General features: G+C 63.5%; 20 protein-coding genes and 1 pseudogene. 7 read left to right on the top strand and 14 right to left on the bottom strand.

Annotated elements, in window-relative coordinates:
• Positions 1-24 precede the first annotated feature (24 nt).
• Together FFI89_RS05675 and FFI89_RS05670 are read right to left on the bottom strand one after the other, a co-directional pair.
• Complete coding sequence (locus tag FFI89_RS05675; RefSeq protein ID WP_138833683.1) at positions 25-537, bottom strand: HPP family protein; 513 nt, start codon at positions 535-537, stop codon at positions 25-27.
• Between the two features lie 70 nt (positions 538-607).
• The gene (locus FFI89_RS05670; RefSeq protein ID WP_138833681.1) at positions 608-1645 is read right to left on the bottom strand and encodes a TorF family putative porin; all 1038 of its coding nucleotides are present in this window, start codon (positions 1643-1645) and stop codon (positions 608-610) included.
• Positions 1646-2061: 416 nt separating this feature from the next.
• On the opposite strand from FFI89_RS05670, the gene FFI89_RS34680 reads away from it, so the two are divergent.
• Positions 2062-2514 (top strand): hypothetical protein, encoded by a 453-nt coding sequence (locus tag FFI89_RS34680; protein WP_210249072.1) that lies wholly within the window; start codon positions 2062-2064, stop codon positions 2512-2514.
• Between the two features lie 137 nt (positions 2515-2651).
• Here FFI89_RS34680 and glcF read toward each other — a convergent pair whose 3' ends face one another.
• The 3 genes from glcF to FFI89_RS05650 all read right to left on the bottom strand — a co-directional run bounded on the left by glcF (position 2652) and on the right by FFI89_RS05650 (position 6871).
• Entirely contained in the window at positions 2652-3977 is a 1326-nt protein-coding gene (gene glcF / locus FFI89_RS05660) for a glycolate oxidase subunit GlcF (protein ID WP_138833679.1), read from the bottom strand.
• Positions 3974-5212, bottom strand: a complete 1239-nt coding sequence (locus FFI89_RS05655) for an FAD-binding protein (protein ID WP_138833677.1) — start codon at positions 5210-5212, stop codon at positions 3974-3976. Before FFI89_RS05655 ends, glcF begins: the two co-directional genes overlap by 4 nt.
• Before the next feature lie 165 nt (positions 5213-5377).
• On the bottom strand, positions 5378-6871 hold the full coding sequence (locus FFI89_RS05650) for an FAD-linked oxidase C-terminal domain-containing protein (RefSeq protein ID WP_138833675.1): 1494 nt from the start codon (positions 6869-6871) through the stop codon (positions 5378-5380).
• Between the two features lie 263 nt (positions 6872-7134).
• Here FFI89_RS05650 and cycA point away from each other — a divergent pair, with 263 nt between their 5' ends.
• Positions 7135-7542: a cytochrome c-550 CycA gene (gene cycA / locus FFI89_RS05645; RefSeq protein WP_138833673.1), complete on the top strand. Its 408-nt coding sequence runs from the start codon at positions 7135-7137 to the stop codon at positions 7540-7542.
• 58 nt (positions 7543-7600) lie between these two features.
• Here the strand turns inward: cycA and FFI89_RS05640 are convergent, their stop codons facing one another.
• Positions 7601-7894: an antibiotic biosynthesis monooxygenase gene (locus FFI89_RS05640; protein ID WP_074823716.1), complete on the bottom strand. Its 294-nt coding sequence runs from the start codon at positions 7892-7894 to the stop codon at positions 7601-7603.
• 173 nt (positions 7895-8067) lie between these two features.
• Positions 8068-9036, bottom strand: coding sequence for an alpha/beta fold hydrolase (locus FFI89_RS05635; protein WP_138836113.1), 969 nt, complete (start codon positions 9034-9036; stop codon positions 8068-8070).
• A 264-nt stretch (positions 9037-9300) separates the two neighbouring features.
• Between FFI89_RS05635 and FFI89_RS05630 the strand changes: the two genes are divergently transcribed.
• Positions 9301-9480, top strand: a complete 180-nt coding sequence (locus tag FFI89_RS05630) for a hypothetical protein (protein WP_138833671.1) — start codon at positions 9301-9303, stop codon at positions 9478-9480.
• A gap of 143 nt (positions 9481-9623) precedes the next feature.
• Here FFI89_RS05630 and FFI89_RS05625 read toward each other — a convergent pair whose 3' ends face one another.
• On the bottom strand, positions 9624-10217 hold the full coding sequence (locus FFI89_RS05625) for a tetratricopeptide repeat protein (RefSeq protein WP_371722468.1): 594 nt from the start codon (positions 10215-10217) through the stop codon (positions 9624-9626).
• Between the two features lie 215 nt (positions 10218-10432).
• Entirely contained in the window at positions 10433-10558 is a 126-nt protein-coding gene (ykgO, locus tag FFI89_RS05620; RefSeq protein WP_002718645.1) for a type B 50S ribosomal protein L36, read from the bottom strand.
• A 407-nt stretch (positions 10559-10965) separates the two neighbouring features.
• On the opposite strand from ykgO, the gene FFI89_RS05615 reads away from it, so the two are divergent.
• Positions 10966-11928: a fatty acid desaturase gene (locus FFI89_RS05615; RefSeq protein WP_246669370.1), complete on the top strand. Its 963-nt coding sequence runs from the start codon at positions 10966-10968 to the stop codon at positions 11926-11928.
• A gap of 145 nt (positions 11929-12073) precedes the next feature.
• Here FFI89_RS05615 and FFI89_RS05610 read toward each other — a convergent pair whose 3' ends face one another.
• Together FFI89_RS05610 and FFI89_RS05605 are read right to left on the bottom strand one after the other, a co-directional pair.
• The gene (locus FFI89_RS05610) at positions 12074-12511 is read right to left on the bottom strand and encodes a MaoC family dehydratase (RefSeq protein ID WP_138833666.1); all 438 of its coding nucleotides are present in this window, start codon (positions 12509-12511) and stop codon (positions 12074-12076) included.
• Positions 12512-12523: 12 nt separating this feature from the next.
• A complete protein-coding gene (locus tag FFI89_RS05605; RefSeq protein ID WP_138833664.1) occupies positions 12524-13024 on the bottom strand; it encodes a MaoC family dehydratase in 501 nt (166 codons plus the stop codon).
• 103 nt (positions 13025-13127) lie between these two features.
• On the opposite strand from FFI89_RS05605, the gene FFI89_RS05600 reads away from it, so the two are divergent.
• Positions 13128-14012, top strand: coding sequence for an amidohydrolase family protein (locus tag FFI89_RS05600; protein ID WP_138833662.1), 885 nt, complete (start codon positions 13128-13130; stop codon positions 14010-14012).
• A gap of 46 nt (positions 14013-14058) precedes the next feature.
• On the opposite strand, the gene FFI89_RS05595 is transcribed toward FFI89_RS05600, so the two are convergent.
• The 3 genes from FFI89_RS05595 to FFI89_RS05585 form a co-directional block, all read right to left on the bottom strand.
• A complete protein-coding gene (locus tag FFI89_RS05595) occupies positions 14059-15495 on the bottom strand; it encodes an MFS transporter (RefSeq protein WP_138833660.1) in 1437 nt (478 codons plus the stop codon).
• 86 nt (positions 15496-15581) lie between these two features.
• Positions 15582-16235 carry a nitroreductase family protein gene (locus FFI89_RS05590; protein WP_246669369.1) on the bottom strand — a complete coding sequence of 218 codons (654 nt, stop codon included), beginning with the start codon at positions 16233-16235 and terminating at the stop codon, positions 15582-15584.
• 101 nt (positions 16236-16336) lie between these two features.
• Positions 16337-17254: an NADP-dependent oxidoreductase gene (locus FFI89_RS05585; RefSeq protein WP_138833658.1), complete on the bottom strand. Its 918-nt coding sequence runs from the start codon at positions 17252-17254 to the stop codon at positions 16337-16339.
• Between the two features lie 147 nt (positions 17255-17401).
• On the opposite strand from FFI89_RS05585, the gene FFI89_RS05580 reads away from it, so the two are divergent.
• Both FFI89_RS05580 and FFI89_RS05575 read left to right on the top strand, forming a co-directional pair.
• Positions 17402-18805: a PLP-dependent aminotransferase family protein gene (locus FFI89_RS05580; RefSeq protein WP_138833655.1), complete on the top strand. Its 1404-nt coding sequence runs from the start codon at positions 17402-17404 to the stop codon at positions 18803-18805.
• A gap of 199 nt (positions 18806-19004) precedes the next feature.
• Positions 19005-19292: pseudogene (locus FFI89_RS05575) on the top strand (transposase); the annotation flags it as partial.
• Positions 19293-19489: the final 197 nt, after the last annotated feature.

The following is a 19489-nucleotide window of genomic DNA, read 5'->3' as shown; positions in this document are numbered from 1 at the left end:
AGTTGGGTAGCGCTGAACCCAATCTTACACCCAGCGCTGCGGCCAGTTCTGGCGCCGCACCCAGCGGTGCCAGACAAAGGCGAAGGCGGTCAGAAGCACCGCGCCGGCCAGCACCGGCGCGAGCAGAAACGTCGCCGGCAGATTGCCCGACACCACCAGCAACGGGTTGATGCCTGCCGGCGGGTGGAAAGTCCCGGTGATGTACATCGCGACGATCGACAGCCCGACGGCGGCGGCCGCCGCCCAGCCCTGGGGCCCGGTCAATTTCAGAACAACAAAGCCGACCAGCGCCGTCACGAGATGGCCGCCGATCACGGCGCGCGGCTGCGCCGGCGCGACATCGGGCGATCCGATCACCAGTACGATGGAGGTCGCGAACGGAATCACGGCCAGCGGGTAATGCGCCGCCACCGAGAGCCATTCCATGGCGCCGATCGCGATCGCGCCGCCGAGGCCGGCGACCGCCCCCGCCAGCCAATTGCGATGATCGTTGCGGGAAATCGCCCCGTCCAGCACGCGCCGCCAGCCTCGTTGCATCCGGCCCCCACATAAAAGAAAGGGGGCGGCAGATTGCTCTGCCGCCCCCCTAGTCTTCGACAGGAAGATCTTATTTCAGGTTGGTGACCGCAGTCAGGTCAGCCGAGAGCTTGACGATGCCGGCCGCGCCGCACCAGTTGGATTCGAAGCCACCCGGGTTGATCGCGGAAACGCTGCCAGCCGTTGCAATCTTGGCGGTGTAGTCGCTGGTGAAGGCGTTGCAGGCACCCTTCGAGAGGTTGGTGTCGGAGTAGCGCAGGTCCAGCGTGAACACCTTGTAGGTGAAGCCGATGCCGACGTTCCAGGTGTTGTAGCTCGGCTCAGGAATGCCACGGGTGTAGTTGGGGCCACCCGGCAGCTGGGCGACGCCGTAGAAGGCATCGGAAGTTCCGAGCCACTGACGGCCGAACTCGCCCGAGATGTACATGCCGACGCCGGAAGAGCCGAAGGTGGTGCTGGGCGCGGTCCACTTGCCGGTGATCGAAGCGTAGTTGCCCCAGGCGCCGAGGTTGAGGAAGTTCGGTGAATAGTACTCGTTCAGGCCGACTGCGAACTGGTCGTTGAGGGTGACGTTGACCTTGGCATAGCCTTCATAAAAGCTGGCGCTCTTCTTGGCGACGTTGCCGTTGATCGGCAGGCCGCCGGTGATCGCGTCGGCGTTCTGAACGCAGCCCGCTTCCGAGCCGGGAATGCCCGAGCCGGGGAACGCAGCGGCGTTGTAGCAGGTTCCGCCCGGATACAGGTAACCCCAGACACCGAAGTCGAAGGCGAACATGCCGATGGTCGGGCGGATACCGCCGTAGATGTCGATTTCCGCAGCCGCGCGGTTCGGGAAGGAGATGCTCTCGCCGGCGGCGCCGATGTAGAGCTGGACGTCCTTGTTAATGTTGTAGCGCGGCTCGAAATAGGCGGCGACCGAAGGCTTGTGGTTGGACTGGGTAACGCCACGGAAGATGTAGTCGTTCATGATCGCGCTGCCGAAGGCGATATCCCAGGGATCGAATGCAACAGGCGGCGGAGCCTTCACGGCCTTGACGGCCATATCCGCAGCGAGAGCCGAACCCGAAACCATTGCCAGCGCCGTTGCCAACAAGACGACTTTCTTCATGACGATCCCCATCACCTTCTAAGACAGTCCCGTTCCGGCGCCCCCCGGGGCATGCGATAACCGACTGCAACCAAATTCCTTAACGTGATTGCAATCTGGTACGCGGCGTCGGAACCGTGAAGCCAAAAAGTCAAGCATGTGCCGCCTTTTTAGGCGTTTGGACCGTTTCAAGAAATGTTGTCGGCGGGTGTTGCATTCCGAGCACAATTTCGGCCGTTTTCCAGCGGTTCAAAAATGCGTTTGAACCGGAGAGACAGCGGAGCCGACGGCTGTGGGACAGCGACTTCCGCGAATCAATCACCCGTAGAAATCCGGGGTCACGCCCGGGAAAAGCCCTCAAGCCAAAAGGGCCGCAGCGATGCTGCGGCCCTTCGAGCGGAGTGTCGCTGGCAGCGCTCTAGTGCTGGTCGCCCCCGTTGGACGATCCCCATGACGGGGTTGACGGTTCCGGGGTAGCCCAGCTCGGAGCGGGCGCGGGCTCCGGTGCGGGCGCCGGAGCCGGGGCTGCTACTGGCTTTGGGGCAGCCGCCTTAGGGGCTGCCGCCGGCTTGGGGGCCGCCGCCTTCTTTTTCTTTGCCGGGCTCTTCTTGGCGGCCTTTTTCGGCGCTGCTTTCTTGGCCGCTTTCTTGGCGGATTTCTTCACGGCCTTCTTGGCTGTTTTCTTGGCAGCCTTTTTGGCCTTCTTCGCCGATTTCCTGGCGGTCTTTTTCGACGATTTCTTCGCAGATTTCTTCTTCGCCGTTACGGCCTTCTTGGCCTTTTTAGCCTTCTTGCTTTTCTTGCTCTTCTTCGCCTTTGCCATCGTGGTCCTCCTGTTGCCGCTGGTCCATGAGTCCTGTCGTCGTGCAGTCGTCGCGCGCTTCGAATAGTCCATCAAGTTGGATCGTTGCGAGTTGGATCGTCTGAGCCAGATCGTCTGAGCAAGAAGCATGATCGTTTCGGAAAACCGGTGCCTGCTTTTTCCGGACACGGTCGGGGCCGATCGATCAGTTCGATCTCGATCAGTTCAATTCCGGGTCTCTCTCAATTCAGGTTTGGGACCTCCTGTCGCCCAATCGAGAAGCTCAATGGTGTGCACCACAGGAACTGACGTACCGCCGGCAATTTGAACCATGCACCCAATATTGCCCGCAGCGATCATGTCCGGTTTGACTGTCGCAATATTGGCGACCTTTCGATCGCGCAACCTGCTCGCAATGTCGGGCTGGAGAATGTTGTAGGTCCCCGCCGAACCGCAACACAAATGGCTCTCGGGTACATCTTTCACCACGAATCCATTCTTGGAAAGCAAATCTTTCGGAAGCTGCGTGATTTTCTGTCCGTGCTGCAGCGAACAAGCCGAGTGATAGGCGATCGTTACGTCGCCCCGCTGTGTCGACGGATGGAGATCGAGGCCGCCGAGATACTCGGTGATATCCTTTGCGAGAGCGGATATTTGCGCGGCGGGGCCGGCGAATTCGCGGTCCTCGCGCAGCATGAAACCGTAGTCCTTGATGACGGTCCCGCAGCCGGAGGCGGTCACCAGGATAGCGTCGAGGCCGCCTTGCTCCGCTTCCCTTCGCCACACGCTGACGTTGCCGCGGGCTCGCGCCAGCGCATCGCCGTCCTGCCCGAGGTGATGGGTGAGCGCGCCGCAGCATTGCTCGTCCTTGACCAGCACGACCTCGATGCCATGGCGCGTCAAGAGGTTGATGGCGGCCTGGTTGATCCGCGGCGCCAGCACCTGCTGGGCGCAACCCTGCAGCAGCGCGACCCGCCCCCGCTTGTCGCCGATGGCCGGAAAAACGCTTCCGCCTGACGGTCCCGGCGCCGGCAGACGGTTCGGCGCCAGCGCCAGCATCGCCTTGATCCGCCGCAGTAGCGAGGGGGTCGCCGCAGGCTTCGGCGCCGGCAACAGAGCGACGAACGGCCGGCCAAGCCGCGCCAGGATCATGCTGGCGCGAAACAGCTTTGGCCGCGGCAGCACGAAGGCCAGCACCGCGCGCAGGATCCGCTCCGGCAGCGGCCTGGAGAAATCCCGCTCGATCCGGACCCGCGCCTGGTCGACCAGGTGCATGTAGTTCACCCCCGACGGACAGGTGGTCATGCAAGCCAGGCAGGAAAGGCAGCGGTCGATGTGCTTGACCACTTCCGGCGTCGGCGGCTTGTCCTTCTCCAGCATCTCCTTGATCAGGTAGATCCGGCCGCGCGGGCTATCGAGTTCGTCGCCGAGCAGCACATAGGTCGGACAGGTCGCGGTGCAGAAGCCGCAATGCACGCAGGCGCGCAGGATCTTGTCGGCTTCGGCGATATCGGGGTCGGCGAGTTGGGCGAGTGAGAATTCGGTTTTCATGTCGCAGATCCCCGCGTCAGCCGGCCGCGGTTGAGAATGGTCTTGGGATCGAAGCTGTGCCGCACCCGTTCGCTCAACGACGCGAGACCGCCCGGTTGCGGATGGAACACATCGACGTTGCGCCGTACCGGTTCGGAGGCCCGGACCAGCATGGCGTGGCCGCCGGCGGCCTCGACGCGCTGGCGCACCAACGCCGCCTGCGCGTCCGGCCTGGGCGGCAACGCCGCCCAGATCAGGCCGCCGCCCCAGTCATAGATCACGTCGCCCCCGCTATCGCGCGCCAGCGCCTGGCCAAGGGCGCCGCCGGCGGCCGGCGGACAGACGATCCGCCACACCGGCCAGGCGCCGAGCGAGCCGCGCGCCGCGAACGGCTCGATATCGCGGATCGCACGCCAGGCCGCGACGGAGGCCGCATCCTGCAAAATCTCCACCGCCCCAAACGGCGCGAGTGCTTTGGACAGTGAACCGGCGCGATCCGCGACCGAGGCCGCAATGCCTTCCAGCCGGATCAGCGTGACCGCCTGGCCCTGAGACCCCAGCTCCGCCAGCATGCCTTCGGCCGGCCGGAACACCGAATTCGGCAGATGCGCCGCGCCCGAGACGTCGAAGGGCGAGCCGAGCGCCGCCGTCATCGCCCGGTTCGCGGTCAGGTCGTCGAGCGCGCGCAGCATCAGCGTCCGCTCGCTTTCGGGCTTCGGCATCACTTTCAACGTCACTTCGGTCATCACCGCCAGCGTGCCCCACGACCCCGTCAGCAATTTGCAGAGATCGTAGCCGGTGACGTTCTTCACCACCCTGCCCCCGGTCTTGAAGCTGTCGCCGAAGCCGGACACCGCATGCGCGCCCAGGAGGTGATCGCGGGCGCCGCCGGCCTTGATGCGGCGGGGACCGGCGAGGCCCGCGCCGATCATGCCGCCGATGGTGCCGTTGCCGGACATGCCGAGCAGCAGCGAGGTGTCGATCGGCTCGAACGCGAATTGCTGGTTCTTGGAATCGATCAGCGACTGCACGTCGGCGAGCGGGGCGCCGGCCTGCACCGTGATGATCAGTTCGTTCGGCTCGTAGGCGGAGACCGCATTCAGCGCGGACAGGTCGAGCAGCGCATTGGTCGCCATCGGCTGGCCGATCTGGCGCCGGGTGCCATGACCGGTGATCTCGAGCGGCTGCTCGCTGGCGATCGCCGCCCGCACCACCTGTTCGACGTCTTTGGCGTCACGTACCTTGAGAGTGTCCACGCGATTACATCTGCTCGTTGCTGTCATCGTCCGCCTTGTGCGCATCGCGCACTGGAGCGGGCGATCCAGTATTCGCTGCTGTCGATGAGAAAAATCGGCAGCGCGGAATACTGGATACCCCGCCTGCGCGGGGTATGACGACTGGAAAATGGATGACGCACACGATCAAAACCGCGGAAGTTCGGGAAACGCCAGCTTGCCGCCGTGCACATGGACGCGGCCGAGCTCGGCGCAACGGTGCAGCGTCGGAAACACCTTGCCGGGATTGAGCAGGCCGTCGGCGTCGAACGCGCATTTCAGCCGCTGCTGCTGGTTGAGATCGATCTCGGTGAACATTTCCGGCATCAGGTCGCGCTTCTCGATGCCGACGCCATGTTCGCCGGTGAGCACGCCGCCGAGTTCGACGCAGCAGCGCAGAATGTCGGCGCCGAAAGCTTCCGCCTTCTCCATCTCGCCGGGCCTGTTGGCGTCGTACAGGATCAGCGGGTGCAGATTGCCGTCGCCGGCGTGAAACACGTTGGCGACGCCGAGACCGTATTTTTCCGACAGCTCGCGAATACGCGCCAGCGCCTTGGGCAGCGCGCCGCGCGGAATGGTGCCGTCCATGCAGAGATAGTCCGGCGAAATCCGGCCCACCGCCGGAAACGCCGCCTTGCGGCCGGCCCAGAACAGGTTGCGCTCGGTCTCGGACGTGGAAATCTGGCAGGTGGTCGAGCCGCAGCCCTGCGCGATCGCCTCGACGCGGCGGATCAGTTCGTCGACTTCGACGCTCGGCCCATCGAGCTCGATGATCAGGAGCGCCTCGACATCGAGCGGGTAGCCGGCGTGGACGAAGGCTTCGGCGGCGTGGATCGCGGGCTTGTCCATCATCTCCATGCCGCCCGGAATGATGCCGGCGCCGATGATGCGGGCCACGCATTCGCCGGCGGCCTCGACCTCGGCGAAACCGACCATCAGCGCGCGGGCGGTCTCGGGCTTTTGCAGGATCCGCACCGTGATCTCGGTGATGACGCCGAGCAGGCCTTCGGAGCCGGTGATAATCCCCATCAAGTCATAGCCGGCATTTTCCGCCGACTTGCCGCCGATTTTCAGGATTTCGCCCGACATCAGCACGATTTCGCAACCGAGCACGTTGTTGGTGGTCATGCCGTATTTCAGGCAATGCACCCCGCCGGAGTTTTCCGCGACGTTGCCGCCGATCGAGCAGGCGATCTGCGACGACGGATCCGGCGCATAGTAGAAGCCGGCATGCGCCACCGCCTGGCTGATGGCGAGATTGGTGACGCCGGGCTCGGTGACCACGACGCGGTTGTCGAAATCGATCTCGCGGATGCGCTTGAACTTGCCCAGGCCCAGCAGCACGCCGTCGGCCAGCGGCAGCGCGCCGCCGGACAGCGACGTGCCGGAGCCGCGCGGCACCACCTTGATGCCCTGTTCGGAGCAGTATTTCAGGACTTTCGAGACCTGTTCGGTGGTGTCGGGCAGCACCACGACCATCGGCGGCTGGCGGTACGCCATCAGCCCGTCGGACTCGTAGGGGAGCATTTCGGCAGGCGTATCGATCACGCCCTCGCCCGGCACGATCGCACGCAAGGCGGCGACGATGGCGTCGCGCCGATCCAGAACCGCCTGATCGGAAGCCGGCATCATGATGGCCACGCGTATTCCTCCAGGTCGCTCGATTCCAAGCCGTTGGATTCCAAGCCCACGGATTATCGATTTATGATGCTAAATCAAGCACGTCTGAGCAGGCTTGGGTAGGCCACCAAGGTCGGATTGCCTCCGTCGCGACGATGAGTTCTCTCTGGGGCAAGTCCACCGTCATGAAACCTGTCAAGGTTTCATGACTTGTCCTGTCGAAGCCGGCCATGCCACAAGCAAATCGCAGCTACAGTCATCCCACCGAAGACGAAGAGCACCCCATGATCAAACTGACCTTGAGCGCGCTGATTGCCCTAACCTCCATGACCGCCGCGGCGTCGAGCGCGCTGGCGCAGGACGCCGACCTCGCGGCCGGCAAGGCCTCGTTCAACAAGTGCCTGGCCTGCCACGCCATCGGCGACGGCGCCAAGAACAAGGTCGGCCCCGAACTGAATGGGCTCGACGGCCGCAAGTCCGGCACCGCGGAAGGCTATTCCTATTCGGACGCCAACAAGAACTCCGGCATCACCTGGAACGAGGCCCAGTTCAAGGAGTACATCAAGGACCCGAAGGCCAAGATTCCCGGTACCAAGATGGCCTTCGCCGGCATCAAGAACGAGACCGAGATCAACAATCTCTGGGCTTACGTCTCGCAATACGACAAGGACGGTAAGACCAAGTCCAAGTAAGGCTGCCCGGCGATTCCGCTAGCGATGCGGAATCGCCGCTGACCTGGTCTCTGCGCCTCTACGCCAGCGTATGCACGATCACCGGCCCGGCCACCGCCGTCGCCGGCCCAGTGAGCAGCTGCTCAAGATCATGCTCGATCCAGGCCAGCGCGCGCTTGTTGGATTCCTCGGCGCCCGCAAAATTGTTGAACAGGCTGATCGCGATCACGGTGTCGTCGGGCGTATAGACCACGTAATAGCCCATGAAGCCTTCGACCCCGCTGATCACGGGAATAGCACCCTCCTTGATCCGGCGCGTCAGCTCTTCGACCTTGCCGGCCTTTGCCTTGCCTTGACGTATGGCAGCGTACATGGCGCTCTCCCTCACGGTCGGCTGCCCTGAGATCGCAACTCTCACTCACGCGCATCCTGGCGGGACGAGCAGCGGAATCCCGCAACAGTCGCCGTAGTGCAATGGATAGGCTACGCCGATCCCGGCAAGATGGAAGCCGGCGCGATCAGATTCCGTCCGCCGGCGGCGCTCACTCAGTTCGCTGCCGTCGCCCCCGCGCGCGGCATGGTTCTACCGATCATCGCCTCGATCTCGGCCATCACGCGATCGGGCGCCGCGTTCTGCACCATGTGGCCAACGCCGGGCAGCACGATCAGTTTGGCATTGGGCGCGGTGGCGGCCAGCGGCTGCGAGTGGATATGGGTCGACACCGTCTTGTCCGAGCCGTCGCCCGAAATGATCGTGACCGGCGCCTTGATCTCGGCATAGCGCTGCGCCTGCTCGGCGACGGCCGCCTTCAGCGCCGCCAGGTCGTGCGCATTGGCGAGGAATTCGCGCGGCCGCACCAGCAACATCGTCGCGGTATCGCTGATATATCGGTCTGGCATCGCCTGCGGAAAGAACACGCCGCGCGCGCCGGGCTCGGCCAGAACGGCGCCGAGCGGCAGCGTGATCGTGTAGGCCAAAAGCGGGCCGATCACCGGCAAGGCCACGATCTTGTTGTAGCGCCCGACGCCGCCCGGCCATGGATAGGCCACCGGCGCCAGCATCACGAGACCCGCGACGCGCTCCGGATAATCCAGCGCCATCCGCGCGCCGAGCGCACCGGCCCAGGAATGCACCACCAGGATCGCCTTGCCGATGCCGAGCCTGGCCAGTGCCTCGTCGATCATCCGGCCCTGGATTTCGGGCGTCGTGTCGTCCAGGCGCGCGCGCGTGCTCCAGCCGTGCCCGGGGCGGTCGATCAGGATCACGCGGTGATTTTTCGCCAAGTGCTCGCCGAGCGGCCGCCGCATCGCTTCGAGATTGGAGCTGGCGCCGTGCAGCAGCACGATCGGCGGACCGGCGGCATCGCGCGGGCCGAGTTCGACGATGTGAAGGCTGGCCCCGGCCACCCCAACCATAACGCCTGACGCAGGATGGGCCCGCTGCACCAACATAACGCCGGCCTGCGTGACCAGCGCCAGAACCGCCAGCGCGGCCACGACCGTCACCGCCACCATGGAAAATGCCTGAATGATTTTTCGCACCAATGAGCTACGGCCGGGGCCTGCGCGGGGTTTCGGCACGGTTATCCACAGAATGCACCCCCTGTGGATAACGGGGTCATCCGACCGTCATCGCCACTTTATACGAATGCGTTGACACTTTCGCCATGTGTCGGCGTGCCTGATGGGGGTGGCCGACGCCCGAGACTGTACCCGACATCCACAGGAACAGCGGCGGTGGCCACAAGTTTGTTCCAGAGTACAATCGGAGAACTAGCCATGATTTCCAATGCAAGCGAAGCGGCCATCGATCAGATCGTGGCAAACTGCAACGGCGACATTCGCGGTGCGCTGAAGGCCCTGTTGCTGGTCAACGAGCGGCTCGAGGCGGAACTGGCGGAGTTCTACGCAGCGGTCGGACTCGACGGCATGGCCCGCGGCAGCAGCGCCGTGCACTAGAATTTCGAAACAGAATACCCAGTTAGCTTCGAAAACGCTCTAATCGTCCTTGTCTGCATCCCGCGGTTCGGGAGGCTCGGGCGGGCATACGCGAATCGTCGAGCGCGCAAGCTTGGCGTCGACGTCCGCTTCCAAAGGACAAATCAGATATCGCGGCCTTCGACCTTTTCGGTCAGCGTCTTGACCAGCTCCGGCACCTTTTCGAGGTGCGGGTTGACGGCGAGCGCCTTGCGGAACGCGTCGAGCGCGCGCTTCTCGTCGCCGATGTCCTGCATGATCATGCCGAGGCCGGCCAGCGCGCCGAAATGGCGGGGCTCGCGGATCAGCACCTCGCGGATGTCCTCGAGCGAATGCGCATAGTCGTTCTTCAGATAAAACAGCGTCGCGCGCCGATTCCAGGCCTCGACATAATCGGGCCGCAGCTTGACCACGGCATCGAGCAGTTTGAGCGCAACATCCATCTGCTGCGCGTCCATCGCCGCCTTGGCGCGCAGCATCAACAGCGCCGCAGTGTCGCTCGGGGTCTGCATCCACATCGCCCAGATCCGCGCTTCGACATGCTTGGCGCTGGCTTCATCGGGCGCGGCCTTTAGCGCGCCGAACAGGAAATCCAGTCCGCGGGTGCGATCTGCGCCGACCTTGGGCAGCTTGCTCGGTGCTTCCGGCAGCTTCTTCTGGCTCTTCGGCGGGGGAATGACCCGGGGATCGCGGGGCGTGTCGCTCTGGGCAAAAGCCATGAGCGGCACGGCTGTCAAAACAGCGGCTGTTATCGCAATCCGGCAGTCTCGAGCGTCCGGGAATCTCAAAGCCATACGCCAAGTCTAGACGTGCAAAACCGCGCTGCAAAGCAGCACGTCGTCAAAGACCTGTGAAGCGAGGGGTCGCGGGGCGAAAAAGCCGGGCGAAGGCCTTAGCCTGGTCGGCTTAGCCTTGTCAGATCGGCCTTGTCAGATCAGCCTTGGCGAGCCTTGAAGCGGCGCTGCACCTTGTTGATCACGTAAACCCGGCCCTTGCGGCGGACCAGACGGTTGTTGCGGTGACGGCCGCGCAGCGATTTCAACGAGTTACGGACCTTCATGGGACAATCCTGATGCTTCGAAAGGCCGTGTTGAAGGCCGAACCTGAATACATGCCCGAGTGTGGCAAAATGGGATTAACCCCGCCAGCGGCGATCCGCCCGGGATGCGCGGTTTCTAAGCCATCGCGGGGCTGGATGTCAATCGACCCTGCGATTGCGCATCAATCCGTCCTCCAGTTCCGCTATGGAACTGATTCTCCAGCGATTTTGTCAAAGCGAGCGTCAATTAGCCTCAGATTTTGGACCCCGAAGCAGGCTCGAACCGTATAAGAGGGATCAGGGCCGGTAACGCGTTGGCCAGATCTCCCATGAAATGGACCAATCCCGGAATGACGACCGCTCCCCGGCCGATCGCAAAAGCTGCCGTACTTGACCCCACTGACCTTTCCCCCGCCCTGTCCCCGTCCTTGGCGAACTCCCCGATTCCGCTCCCGGCGGGCGTGCGGCCGTTTCAGCTCAACTGGCCCTACATCATCGTGATCGGCGCCTATCATGTGCTGGCATTGCTGGCCTTCCTGCCGGGTTATTTCAGTTGGAGCGGGCTCATCCTGGCGATCGCCGGCACTCACCTGTGCGGGCTGTTCGGCATCAACCTTTGCTACCACCGGCTTCTGACCCATCGCGGCGTGACATGCCCGAAATGGCTGGAGCACATGATGGTCGTGATCGCGATGTCTTGCCTGCAGGAAACGCCCGCGCGTTGGGTCGCGATCCATCGCCGTCACCATCAATTCGCCGACGAACAGCCGGACCCGCATACGCCGCTGGCAAGTTTTTTCTGGAGCCACATCGGCTGGATCCTGGTCCACCAGCCCGAACTGTCGCGGCTCGGGATCTACGAGCGTTATGCCAAGGACATCCTGCGCGATCGCTTCTATGTCGCGCTCGAACGCCATAATGGGCTGGTCTGGATCAATCTGCTGCAAATGCCGTTGTTCTTCGCCGCCGGCTTCGCGACGGCGTGGCTGTTCGGGGAAACGCTATCAGAGGCAACACAGACCGGACTGAGCATCCTGATGTTCGGCGTGTTCGTCCGTACTGTTTTGGTTTGGCATATTACCTGGGCGGTCAATTCGGTGAACCATCTATGGGGCTACCGGAATTACGAGACCGACGAGGACAGCCGCAACAACCTCATTGTCGGCCTGATCTCCAACGGCGAAGGCTGGCACAACAACCATCACGCCGACCCGCGCTCGGCGCGCCATGGTCATCGCTGGTGGGAAATCGACAACACCTGGCTCACCATCCGCTTCCTGGCAGGTATCGGCCTCGCCACCGACGTGGTGGCGCCGAACGCGCACCTCGCCAATCGGCCCAGGGGCAGCCGGCTGACGACCCGCGGAACGACTGGCGTTCCCGCCGAGTAGACGGTCCCAATCAAAAGTATCAAAAACAACCCCATGCAAAGTAGCAAGGTGCTCGCTGGCGGGGAGGCTTTACAGCGAAAACATTTTGACACGTCGGGCAAATCACCGGCACTATTCCAACATCGCGCTGCAACTCCCGCCGCCATCAATCGTGCGGAAATTCCACCATCGCCTCACCGGTCGCGACCTTGTCGCCGGCCTGGTTGCGGACCATGACGTCGATCAGCACCCAGCGCGAACTCTTGGTCACCTGCTTCGACTTGACGATGCCGCTGGGCTGGATGGTGTCGCCGGGCCGCACCGGCTTGACCCATCGCGTTTCCAGCCGGCGATGGATGGCGCCGCGCGGATAGGCCCAGTCGGTCAGCATCCGCGAGATCAGCCCGAAATTGTTCATGCCGTGCATGATGATGCCGCCGAAATTGGTCTTGCCAAAGCTGCCCTTCATATAGTCGTCGTCGAGATGCAGCGGGTTGTAGTCGAGCGAAGCGTCGCAAAACAGGCGAATGGATTCGCGAGAGACCGCGAAGGTGGGTCCGTCGATGGCATCGCCGGCAGTGAGATTTTCGAATGTGGTGGTCATCGCGCCCTCCCCTCAAACCGGCCGGATGGTCCAGCCGCGGCCGGAGCAGATCACTTCATCGCGCTGGTTGAAGAAGACGTTATCGTGCACCACGAACAGCCGCTCGCGCTTGATGAACTTGTCGAGCGCGCGGGCCTCGAGCCGGATCACGTCACCCGGCCGCGCCGGAAGGTTGTAGCTCCAGGACTGCCCGGCATTGACGGTGCCCGGCGAGCGCATCCAGTCATCCGCCGGCGTGCAGGAAAACATCAGGAGGATATGGATCGAGGGCGGCGCGATCAGCCCGCCATAGCGGGTGGTTTTGGCATAGGCCTCGTCGAAATAGATCGGGTGATCCTCGCCGACCGATTTGCAGTAGAGCTCGATCGCTTCTCTGGTCAGCGTGTAGGGAAGGGTCTTGCGCGGCGCGCCGGGGACGATGTCGTCCCACGCCTTGCGCAGATTGGCGTCTTTCCAGAAATCGGTTTCGAAGGCTTCCGACTCCGGTTTGGCTTCAGGTTGGCCTTGGACCATGCGATCCTCCCTGTTTCCGCGCTCTTGTTTCTGCCGCCTTGCGGAATTTGTTATATAGTATAATCAATTTCCCGAACCCAAAAAGCAAGCCTGGAAACCCCAAATGCCCAAGCTCAAACTGCCTGATATCGAAAAAGTCACAGCCATCGACATCCACACCCATGCCGAAGAACCCTGCGGCATGCATGGCGACGACGGCTATGACGATTTCCAGGCGCAGATGGCCGAGTATTTCAAGTCGCCGCACAAGCATCCGCCGACCGTGCCGGAAACCGCGGCCTACTACCGCTCCAAGAACATCGCTGCCGTGATCTTCCCGGTCGATGCCGAGCGCGAAACCGGTTTTCGCCGTTACAACAATTACGAGATGCTGGAGATTGCCTCCGACCATCTCGACGTCCTGATACCGTTCGTCAGCATCGATCCGCACAAGGGCAAGCTCGGCGTGCGCGAGGCGAAGAAGCTGATCGAGGAATACGGCGTCCGCGGCTTCAAATTCCATCCGACCATGCAGGGCTTCTATGCCAACGACCGCATGGCCTATCCGCTCTACGAAGCCATCAACGAGGGCGGCGCGATCGCGCTGTTTCACACCGGACAGACCGGCGTCGGAAGCGGCATGCCCGGCGGCATGGGGATGCGGCTGAAATATTCCAACCCGATGTACATGGACGACGTGGCGGCGGATTTTCCGGATCTGAAAATCATTCTCGCTCACCCGTCCTTCCCCTGGCAGGAAGAGGCGCTGTCGGTCGCGACCCACAAGCCGAACGTCTATATCGACCTCTCCGGCTGGTCGCCGAAATATTTTCCGCCGATTCTGGTGCGCTATATCAACTCGATCCTGCAGGACAAGATGCTGTTCGGCTCGGACTGGCCGGTGATCACACCGGACCGCTGGCTCGCCGATTTCGCCAAGCTCGAGATCCGCGACGAGATCAGGCCCAAGGTGATGAAGGCCAACGCCCGGAAGCTTTTGGGTATATAATTAGTACGCGGACTTGCCGGCCTGCTGATTACGGACACCGAACGGGTCAGTCTCGCGGGATGAAGTCGACGTGGGGCCCCGGCTCGATAATGAACACCGCGAGCGTGGCGAGAACACACGCGACCGCGGCGACAGCGATTGCCATGTGGAATCCTGAGAACAGCTGAGGACCGCCCTGCTGCAGGACGCCGCCGAGCAGAGCGATGGCGAAGAGGGACCCGACACGTGATACCGCGCTGTTGACGCCAGACGCTGTTCCGGCGCGATCGGACTCGACGGAGGTGAGGACGAGGGTCGTCAACGGCGCGATCGCCAGGCTCATGCCCAGCGACAGCAACAGGATGGCGGGGAAGATGTCCGCCCAATAGGTCGCGCTCGAACCGACACGGAGCGTCATGGCGCATCCCAAGGCGACGACGGCGCCGCCGGCGAACAATGGCAAGCGCCGGCCGAACCCGCGGCAGAGCATGCCGGCGAGCGGCGAGACGACCGTAATCAGCACTTGCAGGGGAATGAAGGCCAGGCCCGCCACCAGTGTCGGCAGGTGCGCGCCCCGGATCATCACGAACGGGATCAAGGTTAGCATGATCGTGAACGCTCCGTAGAGGAGCGCGGTGAATAGGTTCGCGCCGACGACCGACCGCGAGGCGAAGAGGGACGGGGGCAGCATGGCGTTGTCGCCTAATCGGCGTTCGGTCACGATGAGGCAGGCTAAGCCGCCCAGACCGACGATCAGGGTGACGAGCACCCAAAGGTTCAGACCGGAACCGTTGGTCAGGCTGGTCAGCCCCGCACCCAGCCCGCCGAGCCCGACTGTCGAAAAGACCGCGCCGCCGACGTCGACCCGGGCGTGGCTCGTCGGGGGGTCCTTGGGTATCCACACGGTGCCGACGGCCAGCGCGCCGGCAACGACGGGCAGGAGCATCAGAAAGGTTGTCCGCCAGGACCCGTGATCGAGGATCGCGCCGGCGATTGCGGGCGCGACGCCGCTGGCGACAGCCGCGGCGGCGGACCAGATGCCGACCGCACGGGCTTTCTTGTCGGCGGGAAAGGCCTGCCCGAGCACGGAAAGGCCGTTGGGCAGGATCAAGGCTTCGCCCAAGCCTTGCAGGAACCGGCTGACGATGAGTGGGGCGAAACTCGGCGCGAAACCAATCGCGGTCGTGCCCAGGCCATAGAGAGCGATCCCCGCGAGGAATATCCGCTTCTGTCCGAACCGGTCACCCAGAGCGCCGGCGACCAAGGTCAGGGCCGCGAGCGGCAGGAGCTCGGCGTTCATCACCCACTGCAGGTCGAGCGGCGACAGGCGCATCTCTCGGCCAATCGCCGCGAGCGCGACCGTGACCACGGCGCTGCTGACGAACACGAGGCAGCTACCCAGGCTCGACGCGGCGAGCACCTTTGTGCTGCCCTGCGCGCCGGCGCCCTTAGGCTCGGAGAACGCCAGGCTGCCGTCGGTCAGGATCAGCGACGCGCTGCTCACGACAAATCCCTCAGGTCAGGTCGAACGATTCGCGGCGCGCGAGCTGTCCGCGGCTGGCGCCTCGACCAATTCGCGGGCGCGCGCAACTATGCGAATTCCAGCACATCGGCCACCGGACGGCGCGGCTTCTGCGGCCAGTTTCCCGGACGCTCCGTTCCTACGGACAACAGCATGACCGGCACTTCGTCCTCGGCCAGAGCGAACTCGCGGGCCACTGCTTCGGCATCGAAACCGATCATCGGCGTCGAACCCAGGCCCAGCGAGCGGGCCGCATAGATCATCGCCGCCGCGCCGAAGGTGCCGGTGCGTACCGCCTCGTCGCGCTGGCGCTGCGGATACTCCATATACAGATCGCGTGCGGGGATTTCCCAATCCGGCACCATCTTTGCCGGCATGATGCCCGCTTCCACCAGCGGTGCCAGGCGCCCTGGTATTACGCTGGAATCGGCCAACTGGCCGCAGACGATGAAGGTAACGGCTGCTTCGGTGATCGCGGGCTGATCCCACGCAATCGGACGCAACCGAGCCTTGGCTTCTGGCGTGCGTACGGCGATGAAGCGCCAGTTCTGCAAGTGGAAGGACGTCGGCGCGGTGGTGCCGATTCGCACCAGCTCGCGGATTTGGTCGTCGCTCAAGGTGGCAGCAGGGTCGTAGTACTTGGCGGCGCTGCGGCTCAGGATGCATTCGATGACGGCGTTGGTCATGGTGGTTCCGTTGGTCATCGTGATTCCGTCGGTCATGGTGTTTCCTCTGGGTGAGGGGATAGGTTGACATCGGCGCTCGCCAGCCGATCGACCTGGACAGCGCGGGCCGGCTGCGTGCATCAATGGGCGTGCGTTGCTCAGGGACGAACGCGGATGATCGTCTTTCCCTTGCGTCGCGCGGTCGGGTTCAAGGCGGCGACGGCATCATCGAGGGTCGAGACGTTGTCGATGTTCGTCCGCAGTCGTCCGTCCCGCACCCGCTGGACGATCTCACTCAGTTGGGCACGATCGGACTCGACGACGAAGTCGACCGCGAGGCCATCGGCGGGCCGTGCCTCGGCCGGCCCGATGATGGACACCAGCGTTCCTCCGGCTCGAATCAGGGCTGCGGACCGCTTGCCGACGTCGCCGCCGATGCCATCGAACACCAGATCGACTCTGCCGACGTCTTCCAGGGCGTCGTTGTCGAGGTCGACGAAGTCCTGCGCGCCGAAGTCGAGCACCGCCTGACGGTCGGCGGCGCGTCCGGCGCCGATGACGTGGGCGCCGAACTCTCGTGCGAGCTGCGTCACCGTCGAACCGACTGCGCCGGCCGCGCCGTGCACGAGTACGCTCTGCCCCGCCTGAAGGCGACCGTGCTGGAACAGTCCCTGCCACGCGGTGAGGCCCGAGATTGGCAGACTCGCGCCCACCGTGAAGTCGACGTCGCCCGGCAGCGGCGCGAGGTTGCGTGCCTCCATGGCTACATACTCCGCCAAGGTGCCGTCGCGATACCAGTCGGCGAGGCCGAACACTCGCTGTCCCACCGACAGCCCGGTCGTGCCGTAGCCGAGAGCGGTGACCACTCCGGCCAGCTCATGGCCGGGGATCGAGGGTGTTCGGTCACGGTCGAGGCGATCGGTCCAGGTCGAGGGCCACGTCAGCTCAGTCGGAACGAATCCCGACGCATGAACCCTCACGACGACGTCGTTTATCGCTGCCTGCGGCTCGGGCCGCTCTACCAGCTTCATCCCGGCCGTTCCCACCGCCTGTTCCGTCACAACGATTGCCTTCATGATGATTTTCTCCTCGGTTATTTTGACCCGGGCTTCCGCTAAGCCTGACGGATCGGGACCGCGCCGGTCGCTGCTAGCGAACAGATGCGTTGCGCCCGGTCATAAAAACAGTACCAAGATTGCCGATTCTGGCTGTACCATCGCGCGATGGCCGCCCTCCCTATTCAACTCGATCGTGCCAGAAGGATTCCGCTGGCTGCCCAGATATATTCGGCGATCCGGGAGGGTATCGAGAACGGACGGCTCGCCTCGGGCGCGCGGTTGCCCTCTTGGCAAGATCTGGCCGCTCAACTCGGCGTCTCCCGCGGCACCGTGCGTGTGGCTTACGAGCGTCTCATCGCGGAGCAATTCGCGATTGGTCTCGGGCCGGGAGGAACTCGTGTGGCCGAGCGGCAGTCCCGATCCTCAATACCTGATGGGTCGCCGGAAGCCCCGCTTCTACCGGACCTCTTTCACGAGTACGGAAACGCGCCGCTGGCATTTCAGATGGGCGTGCCCGCTCAAGACGCCTTCCCATTCAAGCTGTGGTCACGCATCCTTACTCGTGAGACCCGGCGGGCTGCGGTGGCGCCGGTGACGTATCCGGATCCGCGTGGCGATCCGGAGCTGCGAAAGGAGGTCGCGGCCTACTTGGGGCTGGCCCGCGGCGTCAGGTGCAATCCCTCTCAGGTGCTCATAACAGGTGGATTCTCCGGTGCGCTCGGTCTGGCCATCCGAGGGCTTCAGCTTGAAAGAATGGAAGCCTGGATCGAGGATCCAGGCTTTCCGCTCACTCGCACCGCACTCGGCCTGGCTGGCATGGTTGTGACAGCAGTCTCGGTCGATGCGGAAGGACTGGATGTTGCCGCTGGTGTCCACACTGCCGCTGGAGCGAAATTGGCAGTTGTGACACCAGGCCAGCAGGCGCCGCTCGGCATGACGATGTCGCTGCCGCGGCGGCTTGCACTGCTCGCCTGGGCTCGGCGCAACGACAGCTGGATCATCGAGGACGATTACCTGAGCGAACTACAGCTGAAAGGACGGGCGGCTCCGGCTCTTGCATCTCTCGATCATGGAGGACGGGTGTTGCACATAGGCAGTTTCAGCAAAACGATCAGCCCGGCGCTTCGCCTGGGTTTCATGGTCGTGCCGCCGGAACTGAGCCGTCGGTTCGCTGAGCTCGCTGCTTCCCTGGCGCCGGCGCCGGCTGCAGGCATGCAGCGCGCTGTGGCGGAATTCCTGCGGGAAGGTCACTATCTTCGCCATCTGCGCCGCATGAAGCGGCTTTACGCCGCTCGACGGGAGAGCCTGCTTCGTTGCCTGGGAGAAATGGCGCCAAACTCGATAAAGGTGCAGGCGACCGCCGGTCTTGCAGTGGTGCTCCTGCTTCCCAGGTCCGCGTCAGACGTGCACATCGCTTCACGCGCGCTGGAGTTCGGCCTCGCGCCTCGTCCGATGTCGGCGTGGTACATGCAACCTGCCCGGCAGCAGGGACTATTGCTCTGCGTGACCAACCTCAACGAACGGCGGCTGCCGGCGGACTGTCGTCGGCTGTTGGAATTGGCGCGATAGCACTCATGGAAGCAAGGCAGCTACGCATTGTCGGTCCGCTTCGATGCTGCCGTCGGCGGGGGTGCGCAGGCCGCAACGCGAGATTTAGCGAAGCCAACCGACGTGGTCACCCCGCTTGCAATATGCGCGTATTGTGATCACATCCAGTTGATGAATTGACACTCGCGTTGATTGAATTGGGCCGACGGCGAACAGGAATTTAGATTACACGCCTCTTCAAAGGTCGACAGGCGGCAAGCAGAAGCTTGGCGCGACGTCCAAAATGGGCGAGCGCACGCTCAGACGCCTACTCATCATTGGCAGTAGCGCCGTCGTAAAGCAGGCAGGCAAACGCGGCGCACCAAAGGGTTCTTGGCTCGAACAGATACTGGCTCGCAAGCCGCGGATGTTGGTGACTGTTGCGCTCGCCAACAAGATGGCGCGGATCGTTTGGGCGCTACTTGTAAAGCAGGAGAATTACAAGGCTCCGGTCGCCGCCAAGGCGTGAGCCTGGCGGGCCTGAGGTCGTCAGAGATGTAGTCGGTCGAAGGAGGGTATGGCGCAACAGTCGGCGAGACGGGACCGGAAGAACCAGATGAACCCATCGTGCCTGGAGCACGCATTTATGATTTGGTTCCGGTCCGCGAACTCCCATACGGGCCCGCAGCTTTATCGCTGCATCATCAGAGGCCGGACAGATGGCAG

Origin of the sequence: Bradyrhizobium sp. KBS0727, assembly GCF_005937885.2 — a bacterium.
Taxonomy (GTDB): domain Bacteria; phylum Pseudomonadota; class Alphaproteobacteria; order Rhizobiales; family Xanthobacteraceae; genus Bradyrhizobium.
Note: the sequence above shows the minus strand (reverse complement) of the source record. Positions and strands in the feature narration are given on the sequence as shown.

Coding starts and splice junctions, on each gene's coding strand:
- FFI89_RS05640 (WP_074823716.1), bottom strand. CDS start 7,894: ATGTACGCTGCCATACGTCAAGGCAAGGCAAAGGCCGGCAAGGTCGAA.
- glcF (WP_138833679.1), bottom strand. CDS start 3,977: ATGAAAACCGAATTCTCACTCGCCCAACTCGCCGACCCCGATATCGCC.
- cycA (WP_138833673.1), top strand. CDS start 7,135: ATGATCAAACTGACCTTGAGCGCGCTGATTGCCCTAACCTCCATGACC.
- FFI89_RS05630 (WP_138833671.1), top strand. CDS start 9,301: ATGATTTCCAATGCAAGCGAAGCGGCCATCGATCAGATCGTGGCAAAC.
- FFI89_RS05605 (WP_138833664.1), bottom strand. CDS start 13,024: ATGGTCCAAGGCCAACCTGAAGCCAAACCGGAGTCGGAAGCCTTCGAA.
- FFI89_RS05625 (WP_371722468.1), bottom strand. CDS start 10,217: ATGGCTTTTGCCCAGAGCGACACGCCCCGCGATCCCCGGGTCATTCCC.
- FFI89_RS05580 (WP_138833655.1), top strand. CDS start 17,402: ATGGCCGCCCTCCCTATTCAACTCGATCGTGCCAGAAGGATTCCGCTG.
- FFI89_RS05635 (WP_138836113.1), bottom strand. CDS start 9,036: ATGGTGGCGGTGACGGTCGTGGCCGCGCTGGCGGTTCTGGCGCTGGTC.
- FFI89_RS05675 (WP_138833683.1), bottom strand. CDS start 537: ATGCAACGAGGCTGGCGGCGCGTGCTGGACGGGGCGATTTCCCGCAAC.
- ykgO (WP_002718645.1), bottom strand. CDS start 10,558: ATGAAGGTCCGTAACTCGTTGAAATCGCTGCGCGGCCGTCACCGCAAC.
- FFI89_RS05600 (WP_138833662.1), top strand. CDS start 13,128: ATGCCCAAGCTCAAACTGCCTGATATCGAAAAAGTCACAGCCATCGAC.
- FFI89_RS05670 (WP_138833681.1), bottom strand. CDS start 1,645: ATGAAGAAAGTCGTCTTGTTGGCAACGGCGCTGGCAATGGTTTCGGGT.
- FFI89_RS05610 (WP_138833666.1), bottom strand. CDS start 12,511: ATGACCACCACATTCGAAAATCTCACTGCCGGCGATGCCATCGACGGA.
- FFI89_RS05585 (WP_138833658.1), bottom strand. CDS start 17,254: ATGAAGGCAATCGTTGTGACGGAACAGGCGGTGGGAACGGCCGGGATG.
- FFI89_RS05590 (WP_246669369.1), bottom strand. CDS start 16,235: ATGACCGACGGAATCACGATGACCAACGGAACCACCATGACCAACGCC.